Origin of the sequence: Olsenella sp. CU969 (assembly GCF_905219715.1) — a bacterium.
Taxonomy (GTDB): Bacteria; Actinomycetota; Coriobacteriia; order Coriobacteriales; family Atopobiaceae; genus Granulimonas; species Granulimonas faecalis.
Genome location: NZ_CAJMXC010000049.1, coordinates 1 through 14,045 on the forward strand (window position 1 = coordinate 1; position 14,045 = coordinate 14,045).

13 protein-coding genes and 1 pseudogene are annotated in these 14,045 nt (G+C 68.3%); 6 read left to right on the forward strand and 8 right to left on the reverse strand.

What is annotated here, in order from left to right:
- Together JX283_RS05880 and JX283_RS05885 are read right to left on the reverse strand one after the other, a co-directional pair.
- Positions 1-270: a hypothetical protein gene (locus JX283_RS05880; RefSeq protein WP_204829747.1), complete on the reverse strand. Its 270-nt coding sequence runs from the start codon at positions 268-270 to the stop codon at positions 1-3.
- 93 nt (positions 271-363) lie between these two features.
- The gene (locus JX283_RS05885; RefSeq protein WP_204829748.1) at positions 364-858 is read right to left on the reverse strand and encodes a MarR family transcriptional regulator; all 495 of its coding nucleotides are present in this window, start codon (positions 856-858) and stop codon (positions 364-366) included.
- Between the two features lie 362 nt (positions 859-1,220).
- On the opposite strand from JX283_RS05885, the gene JX283_RS05890 reads away from it, so the two are divergent.
- Complete coding sequence (locus JX283_RS05890; protein ID WP_204829749.1) at positions 1,221-1,772, forward strand: NADPH-dependent FMN reductase; 552 nt, start codon at positions 1,221-1,223, stop codon at positions 1,770-1,772.
- On the opposite strand, the gene JX283_RS05895 is transcribed toward JX283_RS05890, so the two are convergent.
- Positions 1,769-3,106 (reverse strand): 2-hydroxyacyl-CoA dehydratase subunit D, encoded by a 1,338-nt coding sequence (locus JX283_RS05895; protein WP_204829750.1) that lies wholly within the window; start codon positions 3,104-3,106, stop codon positions 1,769-1,771. The two genes, JX283_RS05890 and JX283_RS05895, sit on opposite strands and share 4 nt — an antisense overlap.
- A gap of 741 nt (positions 3,107-3,847) precedes the next feature.
- Here JX283_RS05895 and JX283_RS05900 point away from each other — a divergent pair.
- The 4 genes and pseudogenes from JX283_RS05900 to JX283_RS08500 all read left to right on the forward strand — a co-directional run bounded on the left by JX283_RS05900 (position 3,848) and on the right by JX283_RS08500 (position 6,966).
- Positions 3,848-4,501: a GPP34 family phosphoprotein gene (locus JX283_RS05900; RefSeq protein WP_204829751.1), complete on the forward strand. Its 654-nt coding sequence runs from the start codon at positions 3,848-3,850 to the stop codon at positions 4,499-4,501.
- A gap of 117 nt (positions 4,502-4,618) precedes the next feature.
- Complete coding sequence (locus JX283_RS05905; RefSeq protein ID WP_204829752.1) at positions 4,619-5,800, forward strand: iron-containing alcohol dehydrogenase; 1,182 nt, start codon at positions 4,619-4,621, stop codon at positions 5,798-5,800.
- 99 nt (positions 5,801-5,899) lie between these two features.
- Positions 5,900-6,568, forward strand: a pseudogene (locus JX283_RS08840) (MFS transporter); the annotation flags it as partial.
- A gap of 92 nt (positions 6,569-6,660) precedes the next feature.
- Positions 6,661-6,966: a hypothetical protein gene (locus tag JX283_RS08500; protein WP_239652496.1), complete on the forward strand. Its 306-nt coding sequence runs from the start codon at positions 6,661-6,663 to the stop codon at positions 6,964-6,966.
- Positions 6,967-7,164: 198 nt separating this feature from the next.
- On the opposite strand, the gene JX283_RS05915 is transcribed toward JX283_RS08500, so the two are convergent.
- Entirely contained in the window at positions 7,165-8,025 is an 861-nt protein-coding gene (locus JX283_RS05915; protein WP_204829754.1) for a LysR family transcriptional regulator, read from the reverse strand.
- 108 nt (positions 8,026-8,133) lie between these two features.
- Between JX283_RS05915 and JX283_RS05920 the strand changes: the two genes are divergently transcribed.
- A complete protein-coding gene (locus JX283_RS05920) occupies positions 8,134-9,426 on the forward strand; it encodes an MFS transporter (protein ID WP_204829755.1) in 1,293 nt (430 codons plus the stop codon).
- Between the two features lie 3 nt (positions 9,427-9,429).
- On the opposite strand, the gene JX283_RS05925 is transcribed toward JX283_RS05920, so the two are convergent.
- The 4 genes from JX283_RS05925 to JX283_RS05940 form a co-directional block, all read right to left on the reverse strand.
- Complete coding sequence (locus JX283_RS05925) at positions 9,430-9,723, reverse strand: DUF2087 domain-containing protein (RefSeq protein WP_204407964.1); 294 nt, start codon at positions 9,721-9,723, stop codon at positions 9,430-9,432.
- 1,820 nt (positions 9,724-11,543) lie between these two features.
- Positions 11,544-12,314, reverse strand: coding sequence for a YaaA family protein (locus JX283_RS05930; protein WP_239652497.1), 771 nt, complete (start codon positions 12,312-12,314; stop codon positions 11,544-11,546).
- An 8-nt stretch (positions 12,315-12,322) separates the two neighbouring features.
- Complete coding sequence (gene pth2, locus JX283_RS05935) at positions 12,323-12,736, reverse strand: aminoacyl-tRNA hydrolase (RefSeq protein ID WP_204829756.1); 414 nt, start codon at positions 12,734-12,736, stop codon at positions 12,323-12,325.
- A gap of 22 nt (positions 12,737-12,758) precedes the next feature.
- On the reverse strand, positions 12,759-13,991 hold the full coding sequence (locus JX283_RS05940) for a cation diffusion facilitator family transporter (protein ID WP_204829757.1): 1,233 nt from the start codon (positions 13,989-13,991) through the stop codon (positions 12,759-12,761).
- Between the last annotated feature and the right edge of the window lie 54 nt (positions 13,992-14,045).

Sequence of the window (14,045 nt, forward strand, 5' to 3'; positions counted from 1 at the left end):
CTACGGGCCCGTGGCCCCGGAGCCCCCCGACGAGGCCACGGGCCCGTAGACGGCGTCGGCGAGGCGGTCGCGCTCGCACAGGGCGATGCGGCGGTCGAGCGTCCGGCGCTCCCTCACCAGGGACGCCTGCTCGCGGCCGAGATCCTTGATGCGGCGCTCCACCTGCCCGCGACGGGCGAGGAGCTGGGAGCGGCTCGTGAGGGCGTCCACGCCGGACTCGTCGCCGGCACCCTTGGCCGGGTCTTTCGCCTTCGCCTGCCTGAGGATCATGGAAAGCCAATCTCGCGGTAAATGAAAGGGGCCGATGGGGTTCTATTCCCCATCGGCCCCTTCGGCAACCGAGNAGTGCCCTGNGGCACCGCGTCAGGCGTTNNCCACGGCGGCCCGCCCCGTTTCGTCAGCGCCGGCGCCCTGGCGGGAGACCTCCTCGGCCGCCTCACTGATGGCGTTGAGCATGTCCACGATCTGGTCGACGTTGTCGGTACCCACGCNGGCGGCGATGGCGCCCACGGTGTCGAGCACCTGGTCGTGCTGGCGCTCGTAGATCACGGAGTCGGGGCGCAGGCGCGTGTAGACGCGGCGGCGGTCCTCGGTGGAACGTTGGCGCTCGATGATGCCCTTCTCCTCCATGCATTGGAGGGTGCGGTTCATCTGGCTCTTGAGGATGTGGGACTCGCGGCAGAGGTCGGTGGCGGTCAGGCGCCGGCCGGGGTGCTCGATCTCGTTCTTCATCAGGATGTTGCAGATGAGGGCCTCGTTGTAGCGGAGGTCCCGCAGCTGGTGCACTTGGGAGACACTCGNGGTGACCCGCAGCCACGCTGCGAGCATACGCTCTTTGTCCTGCCTGTCCTTGTCCATGGATGCCCCCGGTTCGCACGCTGGCCTCGACACCGGCACCCCGCACCGCAGGCGGCGAGGGGAATATGCAACCGGTTATCTTATGCACTATAGTACCCGCGGCGTCGTTCAGCTGAAAGGGTTCTTTTAAGCAGAAAAATGAGGGATAACGGGAAACCTAGGGTTTCATGATAGATATATTATTCAGGTACGGTCAGAGTGTCGAAAAAAAGCATTTTCACCTCTGCTCTTCCAATATTACAGAACAGTTTCAGNTAAGAGGGCCAACGGAACCGACCCGGGACCACAGATGGGCCACGAACGATACCTCCTCAAGCGAGTGGGCACAAACCGGTGAAGGACCCCTCTGAAGAAGGAGAGACATGGACAAGATCACCCTCGTCGTGGGCTCCACGCGCACGGGCTCGTTCAACCAGCAACTGGCGGACGTTGTCCGCGAGACNGTAGGCGACCGCGCCGCCGTGGCCCAGCTCGACTACACGGACGTGCCCTTCATGAACCAGGACATCGAATGGCCGACCCCCGACGCCGTGGCCCGCGTGCGCGGCGAGCTGGCCGCCACCGACGGCATCTGGATCGTGACCCCCGAGTACAACGGCCTCATGCCGGCCCTGGTGAAGAACCTGCTCGACTGGNNGAGCCGGCCCATGCTGGAGGGCTCCGCCGTCACGGCGGTGGCCGGGAAGCCCGTGGTCATGAGCGGCGCCGGCGGCCGCCAGGCGGCGGCCGGCTCGTTGGCGGANTGCAGGCGGCTCTGCGAGTTCATCAAGATGGATGTCGCCGCAGACCCCGTGGGCGTGGCCATCGGCAAGGGCTACGGAATCGGCGTCCTCGAGGTGTCGGACGACGACCGCACCCGCCTGGTNGCCCAGGCTGACGCCCTGNTCGCCNCCATGGAGGGCGCCGGGGACTAGACCCCTGCCGCAGGGCCGTCCGCCCCGGGGTCCGCGGCCCCGGACGCGGTGCGCGAGAGCGACTCGAGGAACGCCCCCACCCGGGTGGCCATCTGGCCCGAGGGAGCGTTCCTCGGATCGCAGCCGTCCCCGGACAGCACGAGCAACGGGATGCCGGCCTCGTCGAAGGCCTTCTCGGCCACGCCGGCGAGGCCGAGCGTCTGTTTGCAGCCCCAGTGGCCGAAGAGCACGGCGCCGTCCGCCCCGGCCTCGCGCGCCCGGGCGAGCGCGGCGTCCACCCGGCGCCCGGCCGGGCCGTTGGACGTAGACAAGACCAGGCGGCGGGCCATGAAGTCGAAGGGCCGCTCCGGGTCCAGGGCATCGAGCACGTCGAGGNAGTCGCAGGCCATGTCGTTGCCCACGAGCTCGGCCTCGGCGCCACCGTCGAAGATGCGGCCCATGGCCCCCTGCCAGTTGGGCAGGGTGTGCAGCCAAAACACGCGAGGCACGCCCCGGCCGCCCGCGCCCTCGGCGGCCCCAGCGGCCTCGGCGGCGGCCACCATGTCGGCCACGAAGTCCTCCGCGGCCTCGGTGCCCAGGAACACGTGGGTGCACACGAGCAGGCAGAGCTCGGAGGTGAGCGTGGTGGGCAGGCTGCACCGCGACCTCAGGGCGCAGTAGCGCCGCATCCCCTCCAGCGTGCGGCGCGACCGGCGGCACACCTCGCGCAGGCGGTCCTCGTCGACCTCGGCGCCGAGGACGTCGCCGAGGGTCGCGGCGAGGTCGCGGAGCTGGTCGGCCACATAGGCCACGTCCTCCTCGGAGGTGCCCTGGGGGACGTCCACCACGAGGTGCGGGGCGCCGGCGGCCTCGGCCATGGAGCGGAAGCTCACCTGGTTGGCGTCGCAGGCCAGCGTGGTGTTGGCCACGAGTGCCGGCGGGCCCAAGACGCCCGCGTCCTCCATGCCGAGCANGAGCTTGTGNTAGCTGCAGAAGCTCTCGGGGACGCCGGCGGCCTCGGCACGCTCGCAGAAGCCCTCGGCGCAGCGGGTGCAGGCCACGTAGACCGAGACGACCTCGGGGATCATCGGCGCNACCCCGGCCGCGTGGAGCAGCTCGCAGGGCAGGAAGATGTTGNCGACACACNACGCCTCGGGATGNCNGAGGGAGCCCACCACCCCGGAGGCGATGACCCCGTTGCAGCGGTCCTGCGCCGCGACGACCCCGCGGCCGCCGGTGAGGCGCCCCTTGAGGGCCACGGCCGAGTAGGCGAGGCAGAGCAGCCCCCGCGCCCGGGCCGGGTCGTCCACCGCGGCCCTGTCCACCCAAGATCCGAGCAACGTGACAGGGTCCATGGCGCTCCTTTCAGGGAGAATGGTCCAGGGCCATGGTAGCCCATTGTGAGAGGGACCCTTCGAGGGTAGGAGAGGTCCGAAACCGCACCGCCAAAGAGAAGAAACCGGAGGAACCCATGAGCGACACCGACGAGGTCAAAACCGACCAGACCGCCTACGAGGAGGCCAAGGAGAGATTCGACGCCCAGCCGGCCGCCGTGGCCGCCGAGACCGAGGGCGTACTGGACGAGGAACCCGCGTTCACCGGAGACGGCGGCCCCGAGCCCGAGAAGGCTGTCCCCGGGTCCGTCGCGGCCGCGGCCCCCGCAGCCACCGCCCTGCCCCACCCTGCCGCCGACAACGGCAAGGGCGCCGGGAAGGCGGGCTACCGCCGCGCCGCCAAGGTCTACGACTGGCTCGGGTTCATCGGCGGCGTCTTCGCCGTGGCCCTCGGTATCACCATGCTGGCCATGGGTACCCCCGAGGCCATCCGCTTCGGCGCCGACTTCTACACCGAGGCCTTCGCGGCCATGACCCAGNTCGCCTTCATCCTCAAGGTCGGGTTCTTCGGCGTCCTGGTGGCCATGGGCCTCGGCCTCATGGGCNCCTTCGTCCNGNGCCTCATGGCCNANGACCACGCCNANCGCTAGGCCGCGGAAGGNCCGCCGGGGCCCGCAGGCATCGCGCGCTGATAAGGGACACCGGGGTCGCGGGNAGAGACCCCGACATAAACCGAAGGCCTGCCAAAGCAAGGAGAACCCCATGAACACCTCCCTCACCCAGCGCTTCATCGTCTGCGCCCTCGACGGCGACGGCAACTTCGCCACCAAGGNGGCCAAGGCCTGCTCCGTGGCCTGCGCCCTGTACGAGCTGGCCAGCGACGGCTTCGTCAAGGTGGCCCGCGACGACGACAAGGTGCGCTGCGAGGCCCAGCTCCCCGTGAGCCAGTGCGACCTGCTCCCCCTCTACGACTATGTGGAGCAGCACCGCGTCGTCGACGCCGACAAGCTCCTCGAGCACATGCTCGGCAAGGAGTTCTCCCCCTTCATGGCCTCCCTCTGCGACCCCCTGCGCGAGGCCGGCCTGCTCGTGACCGACAAGAGCGAGACCACCTTCGTGCCCTCCCCCGACGCCCGCAAGGAGATCGTGGGCCACGTCGTGCGCGCCCTCGACGGCGACGAGCCCATGAAGCGCGACGACGCCGCCCTGCTCGCCTTCATCGACGGCGCCGGCCTGGCCGACGACGTGTTCGGCCGCGAGGAACGCCGCGACATCAAGGAGCTCCTCAAGGACCGCAAGTGGGACTCCTTCAAGTTCGCCACGACCCCCGAGGGCAAGGACACCTTCGTCTCCGCCTGGAACGACGTCGAGAAGGTCTACGCCCCCATCGTCCGCGAGTACGTGGCCAAGCACTAGCCGGCGGCCCGCCAAGGCCCTTTAGGCCCCGTGCGACCCTGCCGGCCGCACGGGGCCTTCTCATGGCGGGAGCGGACCGCGCTACACTGAGGGCAACCCGCCCTCGAGAGGAGTCCCATGAACGGCTTCACCTTTCACATCCCCACCAAGATCTACTTCGGCGACGACGAGTTCGGTCACCTGGGCGAGGAGGTGGCCTCCCACGGCAGCACCGTGCTGCTCACCTACGGCGGCGGGTCCATCAAGCGCACCGGGCTGTACGACCGCGTGCTCTCCCAGCTGCGCGGGCAGGGGATGACCGTGGTGGAGCTGGGCGGCATCGACCCCAACCCACGCATCGCCTCCGTGCGCCGCGGCGCCGAGCTCTGCCGCGAGGCCGGCGTGGACGTGGTGCTCGCCGTGGGCGGCGGCTCCACCATCGACTGCTCCAAGTTCATCTGCGCCGCGGCCGTGAGCGACCGCGACCCATGGGACTGGTTCGCCGACAAGACCNCGCCCATCGACGACGCCCTGCCCCTGGTGACCGTGCTCACCCTGGCCGCCACCGGCTCCGAGATGGACAACGGCGGCGTCATCTCCAACCCTGAGACCAACCAGAAGGAGGGCAGGGGCGCGCCGTGCCTGCTGCCCAANGCGAGCTTCCTCGACCCGGCGAACACCTTCACGGTGCCGCCGTTCCAGACGGCCGCCGGCTCCGCCGACATCATCAGCNACACCTNCGAGGCCTACTTCTCCCAGGACCACGACCTCTACTTCCTCGACACCTTCATGGAGGGGCTCCTGCGCACGGTGATGCGCTTCGCCCCCAGGGCCATGGAGCACGGCGACGACTACNAGGCCCGGGCCAACCTCATGTGGGCCAGCAGCTGGGCCATCAACGGGTNCGCCGACGGCGGCAAGACCCAGGCCTGGAGCGTGCACCCCATGGAGCACGAGCTCTCCGCGTTCTACGACATCACCCACGGCCTGGGGCTCGCCATCCTCACCCCGGCCTGGATGCGCCATGTGCTGGCCAAGGACCCCGAGGGCACCTTGCCCAAGTTCTGCCGGCTCGCGGAGAACGTCTTCGGCATCTGCGACCCCTCCCTCAGCGACATGGCGCGGGCCGAGGCCGGCATCCAGGCGCTCCAGGACTTCTTCTGCGACGAGCTGCAGTTGGCCGGGAGCCTCTCGGCCATCGGCATCGACGAGGAGCACTTCGGGGCCATGGCCGAGAAGGCCTGCCACGGCCCCGCCATCAAGGGCTTCGTGGAGCTCACGCCCGCGGACGTGGTGGAGATCTACCGGGCCTGCCTGTAGGGGGCACCGCCTCCTCCCTGCGCTTGAAAGCCGTTGAGGGCCTTCGGNCGCAGACGGGAGCGGCAGGCGGCGTTACGGAGGAGAGGGCTTTCACGGACCGTGAAAGCCCTCTCAATATTCNGTACGAACGNTCATACCAANANGGGGGTTACCTACCTCGCCGTCGTCGCCGCGTCGTTAGGTCTGGTCCCCTTGGCACACCACACATCCATCGCCCTGCCCGCCGAGCAGGACGCCCGCCGCCCCATCCTCACCCGTAGNTTCGGATGGGGATTCGTAGCNTCGTTCGCGCTGCACTGCAACCTCTACGTGCTGTCGGTCATCATGACGACCCACTGCATGGAGCGCTACGGGCCGACATCGCCACGGCGTCGCTCGCCACCGGCATCTTCACCATCGGCTGCCTGGGGGGGCCGGTTCCTCGGCGGCCCCGTCACGGACCGACTCGGCCTCGTCCCCATCGCCATCCTGGGCTTCTCCCTCACGGCGGCCTCGTCGCTCCTCTACCTCGTGGCGGGCGACATCCACGCCGTCATCGCCATCCGCCTCTGCCACGGGCTCTTCTACGGCGTGGCCTCCACCACGGTGACGTCCATGGCGTCGGCCCAGGTGCCCGAGGAGCGCCACGGCGAGGGTATGGGCTACTTCATGCTCNCCGTGACCCTGGCGTCGGCCGTGGGCCCGCTCGTGGGCATCGCCCTCATGGGCAGCGCCAACTACGCGGCGCTGCTCCTGCTCGCCGCCGGCCTCGCCGCAGCCGGGTTCGCATCCACGCTGCTCTGCGGCCCCACCGCCGGGCAGGAGGAGCTGGGCCGCGAGCTGGAGGACCTCGAGTCGCTGGAACCCGACGCCCCCCCGAGGTGGACTTCTCCCCCGACGGCGTGCGCCTGCTGCCCACGTCCCCGGGTCTCGCGCGGTTCCTCGAGCTCTCTGTGCTGCCCGTGGGCGCCGTCATCTTCATCAGCTACCTGGTGTACGGCGCGGTGTCCGCCTATCTCGACCCCTTTGCCCAGCAGGCCCACCTCATGGGCGGCGCCGGCTTCTTCTTCCTCGCCTACGCGGCGCCCATGCTCGCCTCGAGGCCCTTCACGGCCAAGATCCTCGACCGCCACCCTGATGGTGCCCGGCTTCGTGGCCCTGGGCGCGGGCATCGGCCCGGCACCTGAATGCGATTGAGGGCGACCCTCTCGGCACCTGAACGCGATCAAGAGCGGATCCGGCGTCCCTGAACGCGATTGGGGGGGGCGACTTCTGGCGCACGGGCGTGCCGGGAGTCGCCCCCCAACCGCGTTCAGGTGCAGAGGGGGGGGGCCGCAGCTGCCCGGCGGCCCGGTGCGCCTGGCCCGGTGGTCCGGCGGCCGGGCTCAGGCTCCGAGGGAGACGAGCTCCTCCACAAAGGCCGTGGTGGCGGCGGAGAGGCTCCCCTCCCCGCGGTGCACCACCCCGAACCGGAACGGGTCGATGGCCGCCATGGGCACCATCACGGCCCCGAAGGCCTCCACGGGACCGGCGAGGTCGATGGTGAGGCAGATGCCTATGCCCGCCCCCACCATGGCCTTGGCCGTCTCGATGTCGGCGGTGGAGAAGCGGACGTCGGGCTCCACCCCCTCCTCGGCCATGAGTAGGGCCGTGTCGGTGCCGCGGCCGGGGCGGATCTGCACCAGGGGCTCGCGGTCGAAGTCCGAGAGATGCAGGAACGGCCGGCGGGCAAAGGGGTGCTCGCGGGGCACGAGGGCCACGTAGCGGCTCTCCCCCAGATAGGTCCAGCTCCTGCCCTGCTGGGGGCCTCCCACGCACACGTCGACCTCGCGGGCCGTGAGCCACCGGGCGAGCTCCGGCGTGGCGCCCTCCCTGAGCTGCACGGTGACGCCGGGATGGCGGTCGCCGAACCGTGCGATGGCGGGGGCGAGCCAGTGGGCCGCCAGGGAGCGGGCGCTGCCCAGGCGCACGGTACCGCGGTCGGGGGAGGCGATCTCGGCCGCGAGGCCCTTCACGCGGCCGGNGAGCACCGCGAGCTCCCGCAGGTCGGGCACCANGGCCTCGCCGGCCTTGGTGGGCACCACGCCGCGGCTCGTGCGCTCCAGGAGGGTGACCCCCAGCTCCGACTCCAGGGCGTCGACCAGACGCAGGACCCCGGCGGGGGTGTAGCCCATGGCCCGGGCGGCCGCCGAGAAGCTCCCCGTGGACACCGCCTGCAGGAACGCCTCCACCCTGGTCTCNTCCACGATGCCTCCTTTTACGGTTTGTAAATACTACTTCTATATACCATCTATTCCATCATATGCAAGGACCGTTCACCATGGGGCTCCCATCGACCCAGAAGGAGTTCGTCCGTGCTGCCCAGCGTTTCCCACGTCCTTGCCCTCCCCCGCCTCCAGAACGCCGCCACCCGGCAGGAGCCCATCCTCACCCGCTCCTTCGCCCTCGGGTTCGTGGCGTCGTTCGCCCTGCGCGCGAACCTCTTCGTGCTCTCGGTGGTCATGTGCGCCTACTGCATGGACCGGTACGGGGCCGACGTGGCGTCCGCCTCGGCCGCCTGCGNCNTCTTCACCATCGGCTGCCTGGCCGCGCGGTTCCTCGGCGGCCCCGCCACCGACCGCCTGGGCCTTCGGGCGACGACCCTGGCGGGCCTGGGTCTCACCTGCGCCTCGAGCCTGCTCTACCTGGCCGCCGGCACCCTCGACGCGATCCTGGCGATCCGGCTGGTCCACGGCCTGTGCTACGGCGTGGCCTCCACCACGGTGACCTCCATCGCGTCGGCCGACCTGCCCGAGAGACGCCACGGGGAGGGCATGGGTTACTTCATGCTGTCGGTGACCCTGGCCTCGGCCGTGGGACCGCTCCTGGGCATGGTGCTCTCCGCCGGCCCCGCCAGCGACCTGCTGTTCATGGTGGCCGCGGGGCTGGCCGCCGTGGCCATGGCCGCCACGGCCCTGACAGGTCCCCTTCCCNCCGACGAGGNCCGGGAGGCCACCGCCCTGGAGGATGTGGACTCCCTCGAGCCGGGGGCCTCCTCCGTGGACTTCGACCCCGCAGGGGTCCGTCTCCTGGCCACGCCCCGGCCCCTGGCCCGGTTCCTGGAGTGCTCGGCCCTGCCCGTGGGCGCCGTGGCCTTTGTGGGCTACCTGATCTACGGGGCCGTCTCCACCTACCTCGACCCCTTTGCGAGCAAGGCCGGCCTCATGGGGGCAGCCAGCGTCTTCTTCGTGGTCTACGCCCTCACCATGCTTGCCACCAGGCCCATGACGGCCAAGCTCCTCGACACCCGCGGCCCGGCCCCGCTGCTCGTGCCCGGCTTCGTGGCCATGGGCGCCGGCATCGTCGTCATGGGCATGGCGGCCAACGGCGCGGCCCTGCTGGCGGCCGCGGCCCTCATCGGCTACGGCATGGGCGCCATCCAACCCACAGGGCTCGCCATGGCCACCCGGCACCTGGACCGCAGCCGCTACACCGTGGCCAACGCCACCTTCTACATGATGGGCGACCTCGCCTGCGGCGTGGCGCCGGTCATCTACGGCCTGATCGTGCCCATGGTGGGCTACCGCGGCCTGTTCTGCGGGCTGGTGCTCGTTGCGGCAGCGGGCGTGGCGCTCTTTGAAGCGCTGCACCGCAAGCGGCTGGTGTAGGCCCTAGCGATCCGCCGCCTCGCCCCGAGGCCCCGCGAGACGGTATGCCGTCCCGCGGTCGTCGCGGATCAGATAACCCCCGTCGACCAGCATGCGGCGAAGCCACACGTAGTCTTCCATCACAGGGGCGAGCACCTCGTTTACCTGGGATTCAGAATAAGGGCGGCCCGGCTCGAACCTCCTCGCCGCCCAAGCGACAAGGGCCTCCTTCATCGCCCGCTTTGCGGGAATGGACGTCACTCGTCCTTGAGAATCAAGATAGCGCCTAGCAAAGTCAGAGACCCTGTCCTCGCCCATGGGCACGCCTTCCTGCCGGGGGAACACCGTTTGTCTAGTAATAACATCCATTCGCTGAATTACCCCAGACATCAGGAAAGGAGGATAGCAATGGAGGACATGCAGACTACGATGAGTTCTCAAGACCGTGAGACCGAAAACTCGACTGCGAGCGACCTGTTCATTGAGGTCTTTGACCACGAGGACTATTTGGTCAAGTACTGCAACTAGCAACCCTTCGGGCCCACCCTTAAATGAGGGCGGGCCCACCCTCATCTCCTTGCATACAAAATGAAAGAAACCACCTCCTTATTTTTTCTTATCACAGCCCGCACACTTTCGTGTTTTGGTGTCTGGGCCGTGTCCACGGCTGCCCCGTCGACTGTTTTTAACGAAACGGGCAATTACGCCCTTATGGCCCTCCTGTTTGTTTTTCGCTCGGTCCCGGCCCTTCCAGCCAACGCGGCCCTCTTCGCTTTGGAGGCTCGTGGGCATACGGCTCTATCCATGCTGCCGCACATCGAGCTTCTTCGCTGTCTTCTCTATGTTCCCATTGTTTTCTTAAGAAGTGATTATATATTATTCTTTTTAACATTAGCATGGAGCTTCACCGAGGCCCTCGCGATGCCTTGCTATTTCTCCTTGGCACCCGCGCTCTCCTCAACAGCCGAAAACGGCAAGGCCATCAACCGCCTTCTCACCGCAACCAATGCCGCCATGTTGTTAAGTCCTGCAATAACCGGCCTTCTCGCCACGCGGTTCTCTTTCGAAGCCCTCTCCCTGGGAGCCGCCGTACTTTTCGCCGGATCAGCTGCACTTCTTCGTTTTCTTGCCGTCAATGCAAAGCCTTTGATTTCAACCGGCCATGATGAATGCGAAATTGTCGAAGTGGGCAGTGGCGGCCATTGGCATCTGACTGGTGTAGTTAAATCTATTCCATTATTTGTAAGCATTTTTCTCTTAGTTGACTTTACATCCGGTCTGGCCTTCNGAACCCTTAATTCGCTCATGCCCATCGCTGCCACCGAGACCTCAAGCAACTCCGTCGCCCTGTACGGCGGCTTCCTCTCCCTGCTCATGGCCGGCCAGCTTTGCGGCAATGTTGTCTACGAGTTTCTCGGAAAGCGGCAGTTCGCCCCGAATCGCCTCTGCTTTTTAGCCACCGGCTTCTCCCTTTTTGCCTATCTTTGCTTTGGCTGGGTGTCCTGGTGGCCGCTGCGCTGCGCCATGCTTTTTCTCACTGGCCTTGGAAACTCGGTGCAAGACGTATGCCTCCTGACCTCCCTCCAGACACCAAGCTGTCCCTCTGGCAGCACCCGCACGATTGCCCTGCGCGAGTCCCTAGGATCAATCGCCGTGCTCCTCTCTTCTGCCGCGGTGGCAGCAATGATCAAGTTAATTTCTATACCCCTTATCGTCACCCTTTCCTTTGCCGTGGCAACGCTTGCGTCGGTGGCAGCCTGGTCCCGTCTCAATGGGCCGCGATCCTGAGCGGCCCTCGCGCAAGACCCAAGGAAGGAGGGCCTGGAGCGGGGACGGGCCGTCGGCCCAGGGTCGCGGGGGAAGGCCGCCGGTCAGGCCCATTCAGGCCCATTGCCGTCCCGTCCGGGCCGCTTGGAGAAATGCCCACAGAAGCTTTTGCGGGTGCCGAGAGGCGCCGAAAGTACCCACAGAAGGTTTTACGGGTGCCGAGGGGCGCCGGGACCACCCGCAGAAGCTTCTACGGGTGGAAAAGTACCCGCAGAACGTTTCACGGGTGACGAGAGGCGCCGGGACCGCCCGCGGAAGCTTCCACGGGTACCGGTACGCGCCGGGACCGCCCGCCCGCCGGCCGGCCCCGCCTACCGCCGCGTGAACACCAGCCTCGTGCCGTCGTCTGCGCTCCGCTCGGCGTCCAGCGCGTACCCGCCACGGTCGAAGGCCGCAAGGCCCTCCTCCGACCCCACGCCCTGCTCGGCGCACCACCGCACAAAGGTACCCCGGGCCTCCTTGGCGGCCGTGGCCCGCTGCACCCACCGGCCGTCGTCGGCCACGGTGCCAAAGAGGCAGGTCACACAACGCACGCCTGCCACCAGCCACGGCAGCACGGCCCGGGCGTACTCCTTGGAGGCCACGTTCACGAGCAGCCCCTCCCCCTCCGGAAAGAGGGACCGGGCCAGCCACGGGCCCCAGAAGCCGTAGAGGTCCCGGCAGCCGCAACCGCCCCAGCCGGCACCTGCGGCTAGGCGCGCCCCCATCTCCAGCCGATAGGGCGCCACGGCGTCGAAGGGGCGCAGCACCCCGTATAGGCCGGAGAGTATGCGCAGGTGCCCTTGGAGGTCTGCGAGCTCCCCCTCGGTCATGACCGAGGGGGCCATGCGCGTGTACTGGATACCGCGGTAGGCCAGGACCGCCGGGGCGCGACCGTCCGGCCCCCACGCGTCGAGGGCGTCCAGGGCCTTCCCGGTGAGGGCGTCCGAGGTCTTCCAGAGCCGTTGGAGCTCCCTGCGGCCCATGGCCCGCAGGTCCTCCGTGAGCCGCTCGGCCTCGGGCAGGAACGCCGGCTCTGCCAAGGGCAGCGGTCCCTCGCACGCGGCCATCCCCTTGGCCGGTGAGACGATCAGCCGCAGCACGGCGCCCCCTAGTAGAGCGGCAGGTCGCCGGTGATGGGGTCCACCTGCTCGNGGAANAGCGGCTCAAAGGCGAGGCAGGTGTAGGTGGGCTCGCCGTGGAACTCGGTGATGCCGGCGTCCCTCACGAGGGAGACGACGAAGCCCTCATCCATGCCCTGCTCGGCCACGTCGAGCAGGGCCTCCTCGCCGTCCACGTAGACGCACACCTTGGCCACGCCGGCCGAGAACCACGCCGCCAGGGCGGAGTCGTCGCCGGCGGCGAAGACCGGCTCGCCGTCCTCGCCCAGCGTGGTTCCACGTGCCGCCAGCGCCTTGAGCACGGCGTCCACACAGGCATGGCCCGCCTGGGCGGCGATCTTACCCTTGCGCATCTTGAGGTCGCGGCGCATCACGATCATCTGCTTGGCCTTGTAGGCGGCCATGGCACCTCCCGGGACGAAACGGTCACTCCGCGTAGTCTACGTCCACATGGACCGTGAAGGTGTAGTCGGGGTGGCGCTTCTCCAGGTCATCGACGATGCGCCCCTTGAACGCCTCCACGTCGGTGACCGAGAAGTCGCGCACCACGTCGAAGACCACGCGGTTGTGGTCGTGGTCCACATAGAGCCCGTGCATGGACAGCACCCCCTCGTGGGCCATGACCTCGGCGCGGATGGAGTCGTTGAACTTCTTCCACTCCGGGTCCTCGGGGTCGGCGCCGTAGACGCCGCAGGTGAGGATGATGTTGTGCTCGCGGTACACGCGGTCCGAGATCTTGCGCGAGAGCGTGTCGATCTCCATGGCCGTCATGTTGGCCGGCACCTCCAGGTGCACGGAACCGATCATCNCGTTGGGGCCGAAGGAGTCTAGGAACAGGTCGTGGGCGCCGATGACCGGCGGGAACGACGCTATCTCTGCGCGCAGNCCACGNGCAAGCTTGGGGTCGATGCGCTCGCCGAGAATCTCGCTTACGATGCTGCGCAGCATGTCCCAGCCGCTCTTGGCCACCACGAGGGAGATGAGCGCGGAGACCCAGCCGTCGATGGTGACGTGCCAGAGCATGGTCACGGCGATGCCGACAAGGGTGGCCCCGGTGACGAGGGCGTCGAACAGGGCGTCCACGCCCGAGGCGTCCAGGGCGTCGGAGCGGGTCTCGCGGGCCTTGCCGCGGGTGTAGAGCCCCAGCCACACCTTGACGGCGATGGACAGGACGATGACCACGACGGCCACCCAGTCGTAGGTGGACAGGGTGGGGTGCAGGATCTTGAGGACGGAGTCGCGCAGGGTGATGACGCCCGTGGCGAACACGGCCGCCGCCACGAGGAGCGCCGAGAGGTACTCCACGCGGCCGTAGCCCATGGGGTGTTCCCTGTCGGCCGGGCGGGCGGCGAGCTTCACGCCGACGATGGTGACCACCGAGGAGACGGCGTCGGTGAGGCTGTTCACGGCGTCGAGCACGATGGCGAGGGAGTTGGACGCAAAGCCGATGGCCGCCTTGGCCACGGCGAGCGCCACGTTGGCCACGATGCCCACGGCGCCGCAGCGCACGACGACGGCGTTGCGGTCGCGCTCGTCGGCGGGCGCGTAGGGAATACTCTCGCCGGAGANGCCCCGAGAGGCGCCGGACGCCGGGGCGCGGCCGGTCTTGCCTGCGGTTTTCTCGGCAGTGGGCTTCTCGTCGGTGCGGGTGCTTGCCATGGGGTGCGGTCGCCTTCGTTCGTTCGCGTTCTCACAGGACATCAGGTTCCTACC